The organism is Neptunicoccus cionae (assembly GCF_002860325.1).
Classification (GTDB): Bacteria; Pseudomonadota; Alphaproteobacteria; order Rhodobacterales; family Rhodobacteraceae; genus Amylibacter; species Amylibacter lutimaris.
Window position 1 is genome coordinate 65003 of the sequence record NZ_PKOJ01000002.1, and the last position, 19071, is coordinate 84073.

Consider the following 19071-nt stretch of genomic DNA (forward strand, 5'->3'; position numbering starts at 1 on the left):
GATCGGGGCGTCCCCGATCCACTTTTCACCCATGTGCCTGCGCCGATAAATCCACTTGACCTCTGCAAAGCTCTGGTGTCCCTACAATTCAAGACAGAAGGAACACGTCATGGCTGTAGCGACACTTACAATCGATCTGAACAATCTCGTAGAAAACTGGCGCGCACTGGACGCCTGTTCGGCAGCTTCGGTTGAAACTGCGGCTGTGGTAAAAGCCGACGGATATGGTTTGGATGCAGGACGTGTTTCCGCTGCACTGGCCAAAGGCGGGGTAAAAACCTTTTTCGTGGCTGTGGCCGAAGAAGGGATCGCGGTTCGGAACTCTGTCGGAAAAGAGGCCGAAATCTACGTGTTTTCAGGCTGTTGCGGCGATGATGCAGCCCTACTAAAGAACTACAATCTGATCCCGCTTCTGAACTCTCCTGAACAGGTTAAAGAGTTTCTTCCCAACGGACAGGCATTCGGCATCCAGCTTGATTCAGGGATGAACCGGCTTGGCATGGAACCTGCAGAATTTGCCAGCCTGAGAGAGCAGATCGCAACGGCGGGACCGAAACTGGTCATGTCCCATCTGGCCTGCGCCGATGAACCGGATCATCCGCAGAACAAGGCCCAACTGGAGTGTTTTCGGGAAATGACAGAAGGATTGACCGCCCGTCGATCTCTGTCGGCAACCGGCGGCACTCTGCTTGGGGCCGACTACCATTTCGACCTGAACCGACCAGGTGTCGGGTTGTACGGCGGCGAACCTTTCAGTGATGCCAAAGCGGTGGTCGGCCTGTCGATCCCCGTCATTCAAACCCGCAACGTTATCAAAGGCGAAACCGTAGGCTACGGCGCGAACTGGACGGCAACGCGTGACAGCAAGGTCGCCACGATTGCTTCTGGCTATGCGGACGGGCTGATCCGCGCCATCGGCAACGGCAATCTGAACCTTTACGCCGGCGACACCCCCTGCCCGCTGATCGGCCGCGTGTCGATGGATCTGATCACCGTTGATGTTACAGAGCTTGACACAGTTCCCGATCATCTTGACCTGTTGAACGATATCCAGACCGTGGATCATCTCGCAGATGCCGCTGGCACCATCGGCTATGAAATCCTCACCTCCCTTGGCGCGCGTTACAATCGCGTCTACAAGGGGTGAAACAGCGTCTCGGAATCGCGAAACCGGCTGGCTTAGCGGCCTGACTCCGGTTAACACCGCAAAAAAGGGTAGATTATGCAGGCACTTACATTCCTTGACGCCTTTCTGGGCAGCATCGGGCGGTCTGTGCTCGGGCTATGCGCCGCTATTGGCCGCATTGCCCTGTTTGCCGTTCTGACCGTCAGCCACCTGCTGCGCCCGCCGTTCTATCTGGCGGAATTTGGCCGGCAGTTGTTGAATATCGGTTATTTCTCCCTGCCGGTTGTCGGGCTTACCGCCCTGTTCACCGGCGGCGCTCTGGCCTTGCAGATTTACTCGGGTGGCGCCCGTTTCAGCGCCGAGGCTGTGGTGCCTTCCGTTGTTGCAATCGCCATGGTGCGTGAACTCGGCCCCGTGCTGAGCGGCTTGATGGTTGCGGGGCGGGTCTCGTCCTCTATTGCCGCTGAACTTGGCACGATGCGTGTGACCGAACAGATCGACGCGCTGACCACTCTGTCCACCAATCCGATGAAATATCTGGTGGTGCCACGCGTGCTCGCCGCCACAATCGCCATGCCGATCCTTGCTTTCATTGGCGATGTCATCGGCATAATGGGCGGATTTCTGGTGGGCACACAGCGACTCGGTTTCAACGCCGCGACCTATATCAACAACACCTGGAGCTTTCTGGAATTTGAAGACATTTTTTCCGGTCTGGTCAAAGCCGCTGCTTTCGGGTTCATCGTGGCGCTGATGGGCTGCTATCACGGCTATAACTCGGGCCGCGGTGCACAGGGTGTCGGCCGCGCCACAACCAACGCCGTGGTCAGCGCCAGCGTGCTGATCCTTGCCGCCAACTACCTCCTGACAGAGATATTCTTCACCTCATGATACAGCTTATCAACGTCAAAAAATCCTTTGGAAACAACCATGTCCTGCGCGGTGTTAACCTCACCATAGAACAGGGCGAAAGCATGGTGATCATCGGCGGATCGGGCACAGGAAAATCGGTTGCGCTGAAATCCGTGCTTGGTCTGGTGCAACCGGACAGCGGCCAGATCCTTGTGAATGGCGCAGATACAACCGAGGGCGACCGCGATGCGTTTCTGGCCCAGTTCGGCATGTTGTTTCAGGGCGGTGCGCTGTTTGACAGCCTTTCGGTCTGGCAGAACGTCGCCTTCCGCCTGCTGCGCGGCAAGGGCAAGCTGTCAAAGAAGGACGCGCGCGATGTGGCCATCGAAAAACTGCGCCGTGTCGGGCTGAAACCCGAAGTGGCAGACCAGTTTCCTGCCGAACTTTCGGGCGGCATGCAAAAACGCGTGGGTCTGGCCCGCGCGATTGCAGCGGAACCCGATATTATTTTCTTTGACGAACCCACCACCGGACTCGACCCGATCATGTCCGGCGTAATTAACGAGCTGATCCGCGAGATCGTCGTGGAAATGGGCGCAACCGCCATGACCATCACCCATGATATGTCCTCGGTCCGCGCCATCGCAGATAAAGTCGCCATGCTCCACGAAGGGGTGGTTCAGTGGACCGGCCCCGTGGCCGATATGGACAACAGCGGCGATCCCTATCTCGACCAGTTCATCAACGCCCGCGCCGAAGGCCCGATAGAGGCCGTGCGCTAAACCGCTTCAATGTTCCTAAAATACTCACCCTTTCCCAGCCCCCTGTGGCCCCGATGCTCAAAGCCGCCAACCTCTGCCTTCTGATCCTCTTCCCCGTCGCATGGTTTGCACCGCTGCTGAGGGCGGGATTGCTGCCGTTCTTTGCGCTTGATGAAATCAGTGTCATTTCCGGTCTTCAGGCGCTTTGGGAAAAGGACGTGTTCATCGCGCTTCTGGTCACTTTCCTCGCGCTCGTAGCGCCGCTGGCCAAGGTGATCGGGACCGCCTTGATCCAGTTCAACCTGATGTCGCGCCGCCTCAAACCTGTCCTGACAACGCTTGGCCGTCTGGCCATGGCTGATGTTTTCCTGATCGCAATCTATATCGTTGCCGCGAAAGGAATTGGCGTTGGCCGTCTGGAAACGGGTTGGGGCTTGTACCTGTTCACCGCCTGCGTGCTCGGCTCTTACGCCATTACCCTGATCGACAAAACGCCGGTCCCCGATCAAAGAGCTTGATCCTGCCACCCGCTTTGGCCTATCTGCGCCTATGGCCAAACAATCTCTCGCTTTTTCCTGCTCTGCCTGTGGTGCCTCCCATAAGAAATGGGCGGGGCGCTGTGATGCTTGCGGTGAATGGAATTCCATTCAGGAACAGGCACCTCTGGCCGCCGGTCCGAAAGGCAAAACCATCGGCGCCACCAAAGGCCGCCGGATCGAACTTTCCGACCTTACCACCAAAGACGCCCCACTCCCCCGCGCCCATTGTGGCATAGAGGAACTGGACCGTGTGCTGGGTGGCGGGCTTGTTCCGGCCTCTGCTATTCTTGTGGGCGGCGATCCCGGGATCGGTAAGTCCACCCTCCTGCTACAGGCCACCGCACGGTTCGCCATGACAGGCAAAAAGGCGATCTACGTCTCGGGCGAGGAAGCCGCCAGCCAGATCCGCATGCGGGCCCAAAGGCTGGGCCTGACCAAGGCGCCGGTGCAACTGGCCTCTGAAACCAACCTGCGGGATATCCTGACCACACTGGAAGCGGAAAAACCCGATCTTGTGGTGATAGACTCGATCCAGACCATGTGGGCCGATCATATTGACAGCGCTCCTGGGTCTGTTTCGCAGGTCCGCGCTGTTGCCCATGAACTGACTACATTTGCCAAGAGCCGCGGCGTTGCGGTGATCCTTGTAGGTCATGTCACCAAAGAGGGACAGATTGCCGGTCCCCGCGTTGTGGAACATATGGTCGATACCGTCCTCTATTTTGAAGGCGAACGGGGCCACCAGTTCCGCATCCTGCGCGCTGTAAAAAACCGCTTTGGTCCGGCAGATGAAATCGGGGTGTTCCAGATGACCGGTGCCGGTCTGGAAGAAGTCACCAACCCTTCAGCGCTGTTTCTGTCCGATCGCGAAAAACCGGCCCCCGGTTCGGTGGTGTTTGCCGGTATCGAAGGCACTCGGCCGTTGCTGGTGGAAATTCAGGCACTTGTGGCACAATCCGCTCTGGCCAATGCGCGGCGCACCGTTGTGGGCTGGGACAGTGGCCGCCTGTCGATGATTTTGGCGGTGCTGGAATCCCGCGCAGGATTGTCCTTTGCGGGGATGGACGTATATCTCAACGTGGCTGGCGGAATGCGCATCAGCGAACCAGCTGCCGATCTTGCCGTTGCAGCAGCGCTGATATCGGCCCGTCAGGACACCAGCCTTCCGGCCGATCTGGTTATTTTTGGCGAAATCAGCCTCTCGGGTGGATTGCGCCCGATCTCTCAGGCCGAGGCCCGCCTGAAGGAAGCGGTCAAACTCGGCTTTAGTGGCGCGTTTGCGCCATCCCGCATGAAACTTGCCAGCACATCTGGCATGACGTTAAAAAAAGTGAATGATGTGGCTACATTTATCGCCGATTGCTTTGGCGACATAGAGGCCTGAAGAAGAGGATACCATGGAAGGTTTCACACTGGTAGACGGCGGCGTTGCTGTTGTTGTTCTAATTTCGGCCATTCTGGCCTATTCCCGCGGCTTTGTTCGCGAAGTCCTGTCCATTGCAGGTTGGATCATCGCCGCTGTGGTGGCCTATGTCCTCACACCGCAGGTGGAACCTCTGGTTAAGGAAATTCCCGTTGTCTCCGACATTATCGGCGGATCATGTGTGCTGTCCCTGATTGTTGCCTTTGCGATCATTTTTGCAGTGGCACTGATTGTGGTGTCGATCTTTACGCCGCTGTTTTCGGGCATGGTGCAGCAGTCTGCTATCGGCGGTGTCGATCAGGGCATCGGTTTCCTCTTTGGCGTTGCACGGGGGCTGTTGCTGGTCCTGATTGCCTTCATCCTCTATGACAATATCTTCCCAGCGGGCGACCGCCTTGAAATCGTGGAAAACAGCAAATCCCGCGCGGTGCTCTCTGACAGTCAGGCGCGTCTGGCCGAAATGCTCCCCACCGAAGTTCCAACATGGCTGCAAGACCGTTACGAAGCCTTTGTTGGCACCTGTGGTGGTGTTTCCGATGGCCCGTCCGATACCGGAATCACCACACCGCCAGCGACAGACGAAAGCTCTGAAACCTGAAAACAGGGCCGGTTTTTCCGGTTCTGACACCCAGTTTTTAAACGCGCGCTTTGGATATTCCGGCGCGCGTTTTCTTTTGTCAGGCCGGCCGGTACTGCGACATTAGGTATGACAATTTGATGAACACTCAGCCATAGACGTTACGCGGCTTGCAGGTTATACCCTGCCTACCTGCTGCCAATCTCGGAATCTCCCCATGCTGAGTCAGACCAAGCCGTTTCTCTCCCATCCTTTTGACGACGACAAACTGAAAGAGGAGTGTGGCGTATTCGGCGTGATCGGCGTTCAAGACGCTGCTAATTTTGTCGCCCTCGGGCTGCACGCCCTGCAACATCGCGGGCAGGAAGCTGGCGGTATCGTTGCGTACGATCCCGAACACGGCTTCAACAGCGCCCGCCGCTTCGGTTATGTGCGCGACAACTTTACCAAAGCATCCCTGATGGAAACCCTGCCCGGATCGAATTCCATCGGGCACGTGCGCTACTCCACATCCGGTTCCAAAGGCCAAACCGCGATCCGCGATGTGCAGCCCTTCTTTGGGGAGTTTTCCCTTGGCGGTTGCGCAATCGCCCATAATGGCAACCTGACCAATGCGGATTCCCTGCGCAAGGAACTGATCTCGCGCGGATCGATCTTCCAGTCCTCCTCTGACAGCGAATGTATCATCCACCTGATCGCACGCTCCTACCAATCCACGCTGCCCGAACGTCTGAAAGACGCACTGCGCCGTGTTGAAGGGGCGTTTTCGGTTATTGCACAAACCCGCACCAAACTGATCGGTGTGCGTGATGCACTGGGTGTGCGTCCGCTGGTGCTTGGAAAACTTGCAGACGGTTGGGTACTGTCGTCCGAGACCTGTGCGCTTGACATCATAGGGGCGGAATTCATCCGCGAAGTGGAACCGGGCGAAATGATCATCGCCTCTGCCAATGGCATCGAGAGTTCCTATCCTTTCGAGAAGGCCAAATCACGCCCCTGTATCTTCGAGCACGTTTATTTCTCCCGTCCTGACAGCATCCTTGGCGGCCAGTCCGTTTACGAGACCCGTCGCCGCATCGGTGTCGAACTTGCCAAGGAATCACCGGTCGAAGCCGATCTGGTCTGTCCTGTACCGGATTCCGGCACACCTGCGGCCATCGGCTATTCTCAGGAAAGCGGTATTCCCTATGCAATGGGGATCGTGCGCAACCAGTATATGGGCCGCACCTTTATTGAACCGACAGAGCAGATCCGCAATATGGGTGTACGTCTGAAGCTGAACGTGAACCGCGCCCTGATAAAGGGCAAACGGGTCATTCTGGTCGATGACTCGGTTGTTCGGGGCACCACGTCGCGCAAGATCAAGGAAATGATTCTGGATGCAGGTGCTGCCGAAGTCCACTTCCGCATTGCCTCGCCCCCTACTGCTTGGCCCTGCTTTTACGGGGTAGACACACCGCAACGGGAAAAACTGCTGGCCGCGACCATGAGCGAAGAGGAAATGCGCCATCATCTCGGCGTGGCGTCGCTGAAATTTGTCACTCTGGACGGGCTTTATCGTGCATGCGGCGTTGAAACCGGACGGGACAAGGATTCGCCGGCCTATTGCGATGCTTGTTTCAGCGGAGAGTATCCGATCAAGCCCGTAGACCAGATTGAAAACGGCTTTCTTATGAAAGCGGCGGAGTAAGACGTGACCCAAGCTATTTCTCTTGTTACCGGCGCATCGCGCGGGCTGGGCGCTGCTACGGCTGAAGCTCTGGCTGCGAAGGGGCACCATGTCATCGCACTGGCGCGCACCACAGGCGCGCTGGAAGAACTGGATGATCGCATTCAGGCAAAGGGCGGCACAAGCACGCTTGTTCCTCTGGACGTGAAGGATGAAGAGGCTGTCAAACGCCTGTGTATCTCCATTCACGAACGCTGGGCCGGTCTGGATCTCTGGGTGCATTGCATCAACCACGCGCCGCCCCTGTCGCCAGCGAACCACGCCGCGCAAAAAGACTGGGACAATACCTTCAATACCAACGTGCGAATGGCGCAGCAGCTGATCGTGAACGTTGATCCCCTGCTGGAGGCCCGCAAAGGGACCGCTGTTCATTGTGTTGATCCCCGCGCCGGAGAGAAATTTTTCGCGGCCTATGGGGCATCCAAAGCCGCACAAAAGGCCCTGTTTGACAGTTGGGCGGCCGAGGGCGCATCGCGGGGCCGCAAGGTCATCGGTTTTGAACCTGCCCCAATGCCAACAGCCACACGGGCGCGCTTTTATCCGGGCGAAGACCGTGATGCGCTGACACCCTGCGCCACAGAAGCCGCAAGGCTCGTCAGTCTGCTCTGATCCACGTCAACTGAACCGACCGGCTGCAACGCGGGGGCAAACCCTCTTCCCTTTCGAGCCGGTTTCCAGCAGACTGTGAAAAAACAGTCCGCAGGCAAGGTCGTGAGCACATCAAAAGTTAAAAATATCCTCTTCCTTTCGATCGAGGATTTGAACGACTGGGTAGAGCCGCTGGGCGGCCATCCGGACACGATCACCCCGAATCTGACCCGTCTTGCCGCCCGTGCGCAGGTCTTCCAGAACGCCTATGCCGAAGCGCCTGCCTGTTCGCCCAGCCGCACCTCTACCCTGTTTGGGCGGCATCCGTGGTCTACCGGTGTCTATGCCAACAACCACAAATGGCACGACTTCTTCGAACCGGGCACGCGGAGTTCGCTTGTCGGGCGGTTCCGCGATGCCGGTTTCGAAACCCACGGCGCAGGGAAGGTTTTCCACGTAGCACCAAAGCATTTCGACCACAGCGACTGGACCAGTTACAACGACATCCAGATTGAAGGCTTTGATCCGGTCAGCAAGACCCGGAAATCCGGTAAGGTGGGGATTTATACGGATTTCGGCCCTTTGGAAGAAGGGCACCTGCAATATGACGACCACAACACCGACTGGCTCGTAGAACGGCTGCAACCCCAAGCAACGGGACAGTTCTGGGCGCTGGGACTGTATCGGCCGCACCTGCCGTTTCTGGTGCAGCAGAAGTATTTCGACCGCTTCCCGGAGGTTATCACCGATCCGCCGGGGTTAGGTCTGAACCGGTTTGATCCGGCCAACACCTCGCTGCACGATCCGCTGCCGGATTCAGGCAAGATGATCGCCAATGATTCCGCCATGTTGCGCCGGATATTGGGCCGCAACAACGAGTATAAAGACCTGCTGAAAGCCTATCTCGCCTCAATCAATTACGCGGATGAATTGCTGGGCAAGGTGCTTGACCGGATGGATGCCTGTAATCTGTGGGATGATACGCTGGTGGTGCTCTGGTCCGATCACGGTTGGCAATTGGGCGAGAAACTGGCCTTCCGCAAGTTCACGCTTTGGGAGCGGGCCTTGCGCGTTCCGTTGATGTTCGCAGGGGCCGGAATTGAAGCGGGTGACGTACACGAACCCGTCTCCCTGTGTGACATCGCCCCCACCCTGTTTGCCCGCGCAGGGCTGCCCCTGCCGGAGCAGTTTGAAGGGCAGGATCTTTCTCCTGTTATGGACCATACCAATGCAAACATGCGGGGCAATGCCGTTGCGGTCTGGGGGCGCGAGTTCAAGACCGACAGCCCGAAACTGGCGATGTCGGTGCGATCCCGCAGCCATCGCTATATCCTCTACTGGGATGGCGGAGAGGAGCTTTACGACCATCGCAGCGACCCGTTTGAGCATGTGAACCTGCTGGCCGATCCCACTGCGGCCAAGGACCCCGAACTTGCCGCTGTGCGTGAGGCCCACCAGTTGATGCTGCCCGAGGATTTTGCCATCCCCGTTTCCCAGACCGCCCATCGTGGATAATCTCGTGGATAAGCCGCACCAGAATATCCTGCTGTTCTCGATCGAGGATTTGAACGACTGGATCGAACCCCTTGGCGGGCATCCGGATGCGATAACGCCGAACCTGTCACGGCTGGCAAAACGCGCCGCCGTTTTCACTAAGGCCTATAGTCCGGCGCCTGCGTGCTCCCCCGCAAGAACCGCAGCGCTGTTCGGGCAAAACCCTTGGGAAACAGGCGTTTATGAGAATAAGCACAAGTGGCATCACCATTACCCAAAGGGCAAACGGCTCTCTTTGATCGGACGGATGCGCACGGCGGGGTTTGAAACTCACGGGCTTGGAAAGGTATTCCATGTCAACAAACCCCAGTTCGATTATGAAGATTGGGACAGTTTCCCCCAAAGCAATTCCGAACTCTTCCCGCCAATCAGCCGCCTTGCGAAAACCGGCAAGTTCGGCCCCTCCATAGACTTCGGGGCCATTCCCGATGGCGATGATCTGTACGACGATGCAAACACCGGCGCGATGATTGCGCAGATGAAGCGCGGCAGCCAGGGGCAGTTCTGGGCCTTGGGGCTCTACCGCCCGCACCTGCCCTTCGTGGTGCCGCAGCGGTTTTTTGATATGTTGCCCGACACAGTGGCCAATCCACCGGGGCTGGGACAGAACAGCTTTAACCCAACGGCAGAAGCGCCCCAATCAGGACTTTCCGCCGCTGGCAAAGCCTATGCCAACAGCCGTGCGCAGTTCCGCCGCATCGTCAGCCGCACGGGTGAGTATCAGGATTTTCTTAAAGCCTATCTCGCCTCTGTCGCCTATGCGGATTACCTGCTTGGACGTGTACTGGACCATATGGACGAAACGGGTCTGTGGGAGAATACAACCCTGCTGTTGTGGTCCGATCACGGCTACCAATTGGGCGAAAAGCTGGCCTTTCACAAATTCACCCTTTGGGAGCGTGCCCTGCGGGTGCCCTTGATGATCGCCGGACCGGAGATTGCAGCAGGACGCTACGACGAGCCGGTGTCGCTGATTGATATTGCCCCGACGCTGATGGCGGTGGCGGGGCAGCCTCCTGTGCCGCAGTTTTCCGGTCAGAACCTGCTGCCGCTGCTGAGAGGTGAAACTGCGGCGATGCGCGGGTATGCAGGGTCGGTCTGGACGCAGCAGAGCAAGGAGGGGCTGGCACAAACCGCGCTATCCCTGCGCAGCCGTACACATCGCTATATTTTCTACTGGGACGGTTCGGAAGAGCTTTACGATCACCGCAGCGATCCGTTCGAGCATGACAACCTGCTGGCCGGAGGCACCGGAACGGCTCGTGCGCTGGCACTACGCGAAGAGTTTATGGCGCTACTGCCCGAGGACATGGCAGAGCCTGCCAACTGATCCCGCCGGAGCCCGAGAGTTCGGAAGCCTCCGGCGGGGATATTTTCACCCAGAAGAAGCCGGTTTAGGACTTGGGTTTGACGCCCCGTCCAGCCTCTTTGCGATAGCGACCTTCGGTGTGCTTGTTCAGCTTGGTCACTTTCTTTTCTTTCTTGTCCCGATACGGATTCTTGTCCGACTGGCTGCGCATGAACAGACGGATGGGCGTTCCCGGCATATTAAGATCAGCCCGCAAACCGTTGATAAGATATCGGTTATAGCTTTCAGGCACCAGATCGGGATGCGAACACATAATCACAAAGCTCGGCGGTCTGGTCTTAACCTGTGTCATGTAGCGCAGGCGGATGCGGCGACCGCCCGGTGCGGGCGGCGGATGCGCCTCTAGCATGCCAGTCAGCCAGCGGTTCAGGCGTGCAGTACTGATCCTGCGGTTCCAAACTCTATGCGCGCTCAGGATTGCGGCGTGCAGACGATCCAGCCCCTTGCCGGTGCGTGCAGAAACCGTCACCATCGGTGCGCCGCGCAATTGGGGCAGCAGACGGGTGAAGCTTTCGCGCAGTTCCTTCAGTTTGGCCTGTTTGTCGTCTTCCAGATCCCATTTGTTCACCGCAACCACAACAGCGCGGCCTTCCCGTTCAGCAAGATCGGCGATACGCAGGTCCTGCTGTTCAAACGGGATGTCTACATCAAGCAGAACAACCACGACTTCCGAAAATTTGACCGCGCGCAAACCATCGGAGACGGATAGCTTTTCCAGCTTTTCCTGCACTTTGGCCCGCTTGCGCATACCAGCTGTATCCCAGATCCGGAACGGAATACCGTCCCAGTTGGCATTGGTTGAAATCGCATCGCGGGTGATGCCCGCTTCGGGACCGGTCAGCAGTTTGTCCTGACCGAGAATTTTGTTGATCAGCGTGGATTTACCCGCGTTCGGGCGGCCGACGACAGCGATTTGCAGGGGTTTGGAGGCGGAATAGGTGATTTCCACATCCTCATCCTCGAAATCCTCATGCTCGTCAGAGACATCCACATCGGTTTCCGGTTCGATCTGGCGGTCTTCAAATTCCTTGGCCAGCGGTTCCAGCATCCGCAGCAGATCGTCCATGCCTTCGCCGTGTTCGGCAGACAACTGCACAGGTTCGCCAAGACCAAGGGAAAACGCATCGTAATAACCGGTTTCACCGGCTTTGCCTTCGGCCTTGTTCGCCGCAAGGATCACCCGCGCGGATTTCTTGCGCAGGATTTCGGCGAACACCTGATCCGCAGGCATAACACCAGCACGGGCATCCATCATGAACAGACAGATGTCGGCCATTTCGACAGCCCGTTCGGTCAGCATCCGCATCCGCCCTTGCAGGCTTTCGTCGGTGGCTTCTTCCAGACCAGCAGTGTCGATCACCGTGAAGCGCAGCGGGCCAAGGCGGGCATCGCCCTCGCGCAAGTCGCGGGTGACCCCCGGCTGGTCGTCAACCAGCGCGAGTTTGCGTCCAACCAGACGGTTGAACAGGGTGGATTTACCAACGTTGGGACGCCCGACTATGGCCAGCGTAAAAGACATAACTAGAAACCTGTGTATGGGTTGAAACCGCGCTCTAACGGATCACAACCCTCTTGGAAAGGCTTATTGATAGGCGTGCAACTGGCCATTGGCCGAGAAGATGTAGAATTTGCCGCCTGCAACAGCCGGTTGGGAGGCCGCACCACCGGGAATTTCTACAGTTCCGGTCAGCGCACCATCCACCGGATTGTAGCTGCGCAACAGCCCGTCGCTCCCCGCGACCCAAAGCTGTCCGCCCGCCAGAACCGGCCCGAAATAGGCATAGGTTGCTCTCTTGCGGCGGTCCCGTTCCTGTTTGAAATCAGGGAGTTCCGCAGACCATACCTCGGTTCCGTCCGAAGCATTCAAGCGTTTGACCGCAAACCTGTCGGTAATCATGAAGATTGCGCCACCCGCTGGCCAGACCGGAGAATAGGAGCCGTCTTTTGCAGTCCAGAGCCTGTCGCCTGAGCGACGGTCAAGGGCCGCAAGACGACCGGACTGGTTTGCAACATAAAGTGTTGTGCCGTCGATCACCGGATCACCGGAAATGTCGGAAACAAGATTACGGGCCTGCCCCTTATTGCTTCCGGTAACAGTTGCTGTCCATGCCCGCAGCCCGTTGCTGGTCACTGCGCCCACGATTTCACCCGATGCGAAGGGCAGAACCGCCAGTTTACCGGAAGCAGCAGGAGCCCCTGCCCCGGCGATGCCGGAGGTGTCGCCCGGACTGATCTGTTGCCAGAGCAGGCGCCCGTTTGAAATATCCAGTCCGATTGCCACGTTGTTGCGTGCAACGGCCACAACCACATCGTTCACGATCAGCGGATCACTGGATATGGCGCCGGTCATTTGGTGACGCCAACGGATATCACCTGAGGTCGCATCCGCCAGAATAACTTCGCCATGGCCAGTCGTAACCGCCAGCAGACCGTTGGCATAAACCACACCACCACCGGACACTTCGCCTTTTTTCTCGTTCGGGGGGGTAAGATCGCGGGACCACAGGGGTTGGCCGGTCAGACTGAAAGCTTGTAAGGAACCGGCTGAATCCATTGTATACACGCGACCGCCGCCAACGACAGGACTCGCCGTGATGGCATTCTTGCGGCTGTTGCCTGCGCCGATTCCGACACTCCAAACCCGCGACAGGCTACGCCCGAGAGCAGGATGGCGGATCAGATGCTGGGCAGAGCCATTGCGATGGGTCCATTCACTGTTAACCGCTGGCGACTGTAGTGCGAGTTTGTCGACGCGCACAGTTTCGGCTTCTGCACCTTCGGGAAGGAACGGTTCACGCAGGTCAAGACGCTCCCCTGGCAGGGGTGGTTCCTGTTGGGAACAAGCCACGAGCGCGGTTCCAAGCAACAGAGATACCGTCAGGGCACGTCCGATTTTGCTTGTTGCTGTTAATTTACGACTGCTTACCACTTGCTCGGCCCCGATCTTTCATTGATCCTGTTGTAACTATAATTGTGCCGTTTTTTACTCGGAAAGCAATTGGGACAATGCCGGAATTTCCGCTCCCAAAGCCACCAGCACCTGAGATGCCCGGTTTCGCAACGCGTCTGTAGCCTCGCTATCCTGCACCAATTCGGAATAGAGCGCGATTGCCGTGTCGTTGTCATCGGCGGCCAAAGCGGAAATTGCCTGCTGTTCCAGTGCCAGCGGACGATAGATCGCCCCCGGCGCAGCCAGTGTTTCCAGTTCGGCTGCGCGGGCTGAAGCATCCATTTCTGCACCTTGCAGGATTACGGATTTCAGCCGCGCAAGTTCGGTGTAAACCGGTCCTGCATCGCTCGTGGCAACGGCATCATAGGCGGCAACAGCCCCATCCACGTCACCGGCCTCTGCCAGTTCGGCAGCACGGCGCAACTGCACGATGACTGCGGCCGGACCCGCTTCGTCTGTCAGCGCAGCCAGCGCATCAGCGCGCGCAGCAGGGTCTTCGGCATCCAGAGCGGCGGCGAACTGATCGCCACGGGCCTGTGCATCAGACGCAAGGCTGGCTTTTTGCCATTCCAGAAAACCTGTCACGCCGACGGCGCCAACCACAAGCACAACGGCTATCCAGCCGTATTTGCGCACGTATTTATACAATTGGTCGCGCCGAACTTCCTCGGTGACTTCTTCAATAAAGGAATCGCTATCGCTCACAGTTGTCTCCTGACCCGAATTCGGGCGGACAATACTGCGAAGCATGCAAGTTTGCCAAGGCGCATTTGCAACAACAGCCCCGTCAGGACCAAGAAACAGCCGTTTGACGCACATCCTTGCCTTGTCAGCAAGGGTTACCCCGCCTATTCAGAGAGCACTGCTTATTTACGCCAATCGCTGCGCAATGGGTGCCGCGATGCAAAGAGGTTTCTACATGCGCTTTACCCCGTTGCTGACAGCCGCGCTCGTCTGCGCCTTCACATACATGCTTATCCTGGAGCGGGATGCCTTACTGGCCTTTGCCGGTGCGGAGACAGAGCCTCCTGTCGAAGAAACTGCCGACCAGCGCATTGAGGACAAACCACCGGTCTCTGTGCTGGTATTGAAATCCGAATCCCAGCCGGTAGCCCGGGGTATCGTCTTGCGCGGGCAAACGGCTGCTTTCCGCTTGCTGGACGTAAAGGCCGAGACCAGCGGACAAGTGATTTCACCGCCCCTGCGCGCAGGAACACTTGTCGGTGAGGGAGAGCTGCTGTGCAAACTTGATCCGGGCACCCGTGAAGCAACACTTGCAGAGGCCGAAGCGCGGCTGGCCGAAGCGCAGGCCAACAACAACGTTTCCGCCAGTCTGGTACAAAAAGGCTATGCCTCGGAAACCACCGCAATTTCCCGTGTGGCGGCCCTGCAAGCAGCCCAGGCTGTGGTCGAACGAGCCAAAAAAGAATTGGAACAACTTGAAATCCACGCGCCGTTCTCCGGCTTGCTGGAATCCGATACGGCGGAATTCGGCGCTTTGCTGCAAACCGGCGGCACCTGTGCACGGGTAATCGCGCTCAATCCTATCAAACTGGTGGGTTATGCCACCGAGCAGCAGGTGCAGCGTATTTCTGTGGGCGGCCCAGCCGGCGCACGGTTAATTGGCGGACAAGAGGTTCAGGGCAAGCTGACCTTCATCTCCCGCAGCGCTGATCCGCTTACCCGCACCTTCCGTGTCGAAGTGACAGTCCCCAATGAAGATCTGTCGATCCGTGACGGGTCAACTGCTGAAATCTATATTGCCCTGCACGGGGAAACCGGCCACCTGTTGCCACAATCCGCCCTGACCCTGAACGATCAGGGACAGTTAGGGGTGCGGATCGTCGACGGAGAAACGGCTGAATTTACACAGGTCACGATCCTCAACGAAAGTCCCGACGGAGTTTGGGTCGGTGGCTTGCCAGAGCACGCTGAAGTGATCATCGTCGGACAGGAATACGTTGTGAGCGGTCGGCCCGTAACAGTGACCTATCAGAAGGACGCGTCATGATCGGCATCGTCGACTGGGCTTCCGCCCGCGCGCGGATGATTTTCGCGCTGATTGCACTGTCGCTTGGTGCGGGGACGTTTTCTTATGTGAACCTGCCCAAGGAAGGCGAGCCGGACATCGACATTCCGGCGTTGTTCGTTTCGGTCCAGTTTCCCGGTATCTCGGCAGAGGATAGCGAGAAACTGTTGGTCAAACCGCTAGAAAGCAAACTGCGGGATCTGGACGGTTTAAAGAAAATCTCCGGCACAGCGGCTGAAAACTACGGCGGCGTAGCGCTGGAGTTTGAATTCGGCTGGGATAAATCCGCCACCATCGCCGATGTGCGGGACAAGGTTAATCAGGCACAGGCAGAGTTCCCCGAAGATGCGGACCAGCCCACAATTAACGAGATCAACTTCTCGGAGTTTCCGGTACTGGTGGTTTCCCTGTCAGGGGCCATTCCAGAACGAACTTTGCTGCGTGTTGTCAAAGACTTGCAGGACAAGGTTGAGGCTCTGACACCTGTATTGGAGGCAGGTCTTGCAGGGCATCGGGACGAAATGCTGGAGGTGCTGATCGACCCGCTGAAACTGGAAGCCTATAACGTCACCGCTGGCGAGTTGATTAATGTTGTCACCAACAACAACCAGCTGATTGCTGCGGGTGAGGTCGAAACCGCAAACGGTGCATTTTCGGTCAAAATCCCCTCCGCATTTGATGAACCACAGGATGTTTACAATCTTCCGGTTAAAGTAAACGGAGATCGGGTCATCACGCTGGGGGATCTCGCAGATATCCGTCTGACCTTTGAGGATCAGGTGGGCACAGCGCGCTATAACGGCCAAACCACCGTGGCGCTACAAGTGGTCAAACGCAAGGGCACCAACCTGATCAACGCGGTGCAACTGGTGCGTGATACCGTAAAGGCCACGCAAGACGAATGGCCACAGGAACTGCGCGACAGCATCACCGTCAGCTACTCGATGGACGAAAGCACCAATGTTGCAGATATGGTCAGCCAGCTAGAGGCTTCGGTCCTGACCGCTGTGGCACTGGTGATGATCGTGGTTCTGGCCGCGCTTGGCGTCCGTTCCGCTCTGCTGGTGGGCTTTGCCATTCCTACGTCCTTCTTGTTGTCTTTTGCGATTATGGCCGTGGCGGGGATCTCGATTTCCAACATCGTCATGTTCGGCCTGATCCTTGCGGTCGGGATGCTGGTAGACGGGGCTATCGTTGTTGTTGAATACGCCGACAAGGAAATAAACCGCGGTGTCGGGCCGATGCGGGCCTATACGGCGGCGGCGAAACGGATGTTCTGGCCGATTGTGTCCTCCACCGCCACCACGCTTTGCGCATTTCTGCCCATGCTGTTCTGGCCGGGTGTTCCGGGCGAATTTATGGGTAACCTGCCTGTCACATTGATCTTTGTTCTGTCCGCTTCCCTGCTGGTGGCGCTGGTTTATCTGCCTGTTGTGGGCGGTGTTGCGGGGCGGATTTCGGCCATTCTCGGGCGGATATCCTCGTGGTTGCGGGCCAAAGTTCACTGGGCCTTTCGTTTGGTCATGATGACGCTAAGCGCGGTGATCCTGTTCAACGGCGTGCTGATGCTGTTAAGGGGCGAAATGGCCGGTGCGGTTGTTGCCGTACTGTTCGGCTGTCTGGCTCTGGCTGCGACGGGCGGATCGCTTGGCCCCCGGCAAAAGAAAAAGAAAATAAAAGCCGGCTACAAGCGCTCTGTCTTTGGCTGGGTCATAAATTTGATCGCGGGCAATCCGGTGATGCCTTTGGTCACAATCGGTGCAACCATTTTCTTTGTTATTTCTGTCTTTGGTTACTTTGGCACACACTCGAAAGGCGTTGAATTCTTTGTGGAAACCGAACCTGAACGGGCCATTGCCTATGTACGGGCACGGGGCAACCTCAGCCTTGAGGAAAAGGACAGTCTGGTCCGTCAGGTTGAAGCCGAAATCATGCAGGTCGAAGGTGTCGAAAGCCTCTTCGCTTTCGCCGGTGAAGGTGGCCTGAACCAGAACACAGGCGGCGCGATTGCCCCGACAGACAGTATCGGACAGGTACAGATCGAACTGGTAAAATGGACAGAGCGGCCCCGTGGTTCGGGCAATGATATTCTTGACCAGATCAACGAGCGCCTGAAAACCGTACCGGGCATTCAGGCGGAAATTTCCGAAGCCGCCATGGGCCCTGCATCCGGCAAACCGCTGAACCTGCGGGTGACGGGGGACAACTGGGAAGACTTGCAGGCGGCAGCGGATACAGTGCGGCGCAAGTTCGACAATACCGCGGGACTGATCAAAATCGAGGACACCCGCCCCCTGCCCGGTATCGACTGGCAGATCGACGTGGATGTGGAACAGGCCGGACGTTACGGCGCGGATGTGCTGTCCGTTGGCGCCATGGTCCAGCTTGTCACCCGTGGGCTGATGCTCGACACCATGCGCGTGGACAGTTCGGACGACGAAATCGAAATCCGCGTGCGGCTACCTGAAAGCGACCGGTTGCTGTCTACCATTGACACGCTGCGGGTGCGGACCGCTTCGGGGTTGATCCCGCTCAGCAATTTCATCACCCGCACGCCGGTGGACAAACTGGGACAGATCGACCGTTTTGACACCAAACGCTACTTTGACATCAAGGCAGACGTGGAAAGCGGGTTGTTTGTGGATGCGGAAGGAGAGTTTGTACCGGCAGACACGGAAGGTGCGAAGCCGCTCAACGGCAATGTGGCAATTGAAGCGATGACAAAATGGCTGGAGCAAGACGCCCCGCTGCCGCCAAGTGTGGAATGGTCATGGCAGGGCGACCAGCAGGATCAGGCGGAATCCGAAGCGTTTCTTGGCAAGGCTTTCGCCGGTGCGCTCGGTCTGATGTTTGTTATTCTGCTGGCGCAGTTCAATTCGGTCTACAACTCCATTCTCGTGCTGTTGGCAGTAGTTCTGTCTACTGCCGGAGTGTTGATCGGGATGTTGGTGATGGACCAAACGTTCTCGATTATCATGACCGGTACAGGGATTGTGGCGCTGGCGGGGATCGTGGTGAACAACAACATTGTTCTGATCGACACCTATCAGGAATACGCCGAATACATGCCGCGCCTACAGGCGATTGTGCGCACGGCCGAGGACCGCATCCGCCCTGTTCTGCTGACCACCATCACAACGATGGCAGGTCTGGCACCGATGATGTTCGGCCTGTCCATCGACTTTTACAACGGCGGCTATTCCATAGATGCACCAACCGCGTTGTGGTGGAAGCAACTTGCCACCGCTGTGGTCTTCGGGCTTGGCATTGCGACGGTGCTGACGCTGGTGTTCACGCCTTCCATGCTAGCGCTGCGGGTCTGGTTTACGACCGGAGCCTATAGCGCCGGCGCACTGGCTGGTACGCTGCTTGGCGGACGGGGCACACGCATCGCACGGGACCGCAGGCAGCGCAAACAGGCGCGTCACGCCAGTGCTGGGGAAATCCACTGGGATGAAGCGGTGGAAGGCCCTGCCCCTGTGACAGAGCTATCCGCCAGCCCCAAACCGCCCCTGAAAGCAGCCGAGTAATCAGGCTTTCGCAGAAACGAAAAAGCCCCCGCCAGAGCATTTGC

General features: G+C 57.7%; 15 protein-coding genes. 12 read left to right on the forward strand and 3 right to left on the reverse strand.

Going from position 1 to position 19071, the window contains the following annotated elements:
• Window positions 1–109: 109 nt before the first annotated feature.
• The 10 genes from alr to C0U40_RS06275 all read left to right on the forward strand — a co-directional run bounded on the left by alr (window position 110) and on the right by C0U40_RS06275 (window position 10479).
• Complete coding sequence (gene alr / locus C0U40_RS06230) at window positions 110–1147, forward strand: alanine racemase (protein ID WP_101654916.1); 1038 nt, start codon at window positions 110–112, stop codon at window positions 1145–1147.
• Window positions 1148–1222: 75 nt separating this feature from the next.
• Window positions 1223–2017 carry an MlaE family ABC transporter permease gene (locus C0U40_RS06235; RefSeq protein ID WP_101654917.1) on the forward strand — a complete coding sequence of 265 codons (795 nt, stop codon included), beginning with the start codon at window positions 1223–1225 and terminating at the stop codon, window positions 2015–2017.
• Window positions 2014–2760 (forward strand): ABC transporter ATP-binding protein, encoded by a 747-nt coding sequence (locus tag C0U40_RS06240; protein WP_101654918.1) that lies wholly within the window; start codon window positions 2014–2016, stop codon window positions 2758–2760. Before C0U40_RS06235 ends, C0U40_RS06240 begins: the two co-directional genes overlap by 4 nt.
• Before the next feature lie 53 nt (window positions 2761–2813).
• On the forward strand, window positions 2814–3257 hold the full coding sequence (locus C0U40_RS06245; RefSeq protein WP_101654919.1) for a paraquat-inducible protein A: 444 nt from the start codon (window positions 2814–2816) through the stop codon (window positions 3255–3257).
• A gap of 31 nt (window positions 3258–3288) precedes the next feature.
• Complete coding sequence (radA, locus tag C0U40_RS06250) at window positions 3289–4662, forward strand: DNA repair protein RadA (RefSeq protein ID WP_101654920.1); 1374 nt, start codon at window positions 3289–3291, stop codon at window positions 4660–4662.
• 13 nt (window positions 4663–4675) lie between these two features.
• Entirely contained in the window at window positions 4676–5299 is a 624-nt protein-coding gene (locus tag C0U40_RS06255; RefSeq protein WP_101654921.1) for a CvpA family protein, read from the forward strand.
• Window positions 5300–5495: 196 nt separating this feature from the next.
• Window positions 5496–6968: an amidophosphoribosyltransferase gene (gene purF, locus C0U40_RS06260; RefSeq protein WP_101654922.1), complete on the forward strand. Its 1473-nt coding sequence runs from the start codon at window positions 5496–5498 to the stop codon at window positions 6966–6968.
• 3 nt (window positions 6969–6971) lie between these two features.
• Complete coding sequence (locus C0U40_RS06265; protein ID WP_101654923.1) at window positions 6972–7616, forward strand: SDR family NAD(P)-dependent oxidoreductase; 645 nt, start codon at window positions 6972–6974, stop codon at window positions 7614–7616.
• A gap of 102 nt (window positions 7617–7718) precedes the next feature.
• Complete coding sequence (locus C0U40_RS06270; protein ID WP_180957636.1) at window positions 7719–9110, forward strand: sulfatase; 1392 nt, start codon at window positions 7719–7721, stop codon at window positions 9108–9110.
• A gap of 4 nt (window positions 9111–9114) precedes the next feature.
• Window positions 9115–10479, forward strand: a complete 1365-nt coding sequence (locus tag C0U40_RS06275) for a sulfatase (protein ID WP_180957637.1) — start codon at window positions 9115–9117, stop codon at window positions 10477–10479.
• Window positions 10480–10543: 64 nt separating this feature from the next.
• Here the strand turns inward: C0U40_RS06275 and der are convergent, their stop codons facing one another.
• The 3 genes from der to C0U40_RS06290 form a co-directional block, all read right to left on the reverse strand.
• Window positions 10544–12037 carry a ribosome biogenesis GTPase Der gene (gene der / locus C0U40_RS06280; RefSeq protein WP_101654926.1) on the reverse strand — a complete coding sequence of 498 codons (1494 nt, stop codon included), beginning with the start codon at window positions 12035–12037 and terminating at the stop codon, window positions 10544–10546.
• Between the two features lie 63 nt (window positions 12038–12100).
• Window positions 12101–13366 (reverse strand): PQQ-binding-like beta-propeller repeat protein, encoded by a 1266-nt coding sequence (locus C0U40_RS06285; protein ID WP_145991896.1) that lies wholly within the window; start codon window positions 13364–13366, stop codon window positions 12101–12103.
• Window positions 13367–13501: 135 nt separating this feature from the next.
• Window positions 13502–14173 carry a tetratricopeptide repeat protein gene (locus tag C0U40_RS06290; protein WP_101655408.1) on the reverse strand — a complete coding sequence of 224 codons (672 nt, stop codon included), beginning with the start codon at window positions 14171–14173 and terminating at the stop codon, window positions 13502–13504.
• A 214-nt stretch (window positions 14174–14387) separates the two neighbouring features.
• Here C0U40_RS06290 and C0U40_RS06295 point away from each other — a divergent pair, with 214 nt between their 5' ends.
• Together C0U40_RS06295 and C0U40_RS06300 are read left to right on the forward strand one after the other, a co-directional pair.
• Entirely contained in the window at window positions 14388–15479 is a 1092-nt protein-coding gene (locus tag C0U40_RS06295; protein WP_101654928.1) for an efflux RND transporter periplasmic adaptor subunit, read from the forward strand.
• A complete protein-coding gene (locus tag C0U40_RS06300; RefSeq protein WP_101654929.1) occupies window positions 15476–19027 on the forward strand; it encodes an efflux RND transporter permease subunit in 3552 nt (1183 codons plus the stop codon). Before C0U40_RS06295 ends, C0U40_RS06300 begins: the two co-directional genes overlap by 4 nt.
• The last annotated feature ends 44 nt before the right edge of the window (window positions 19028–19071 follow it).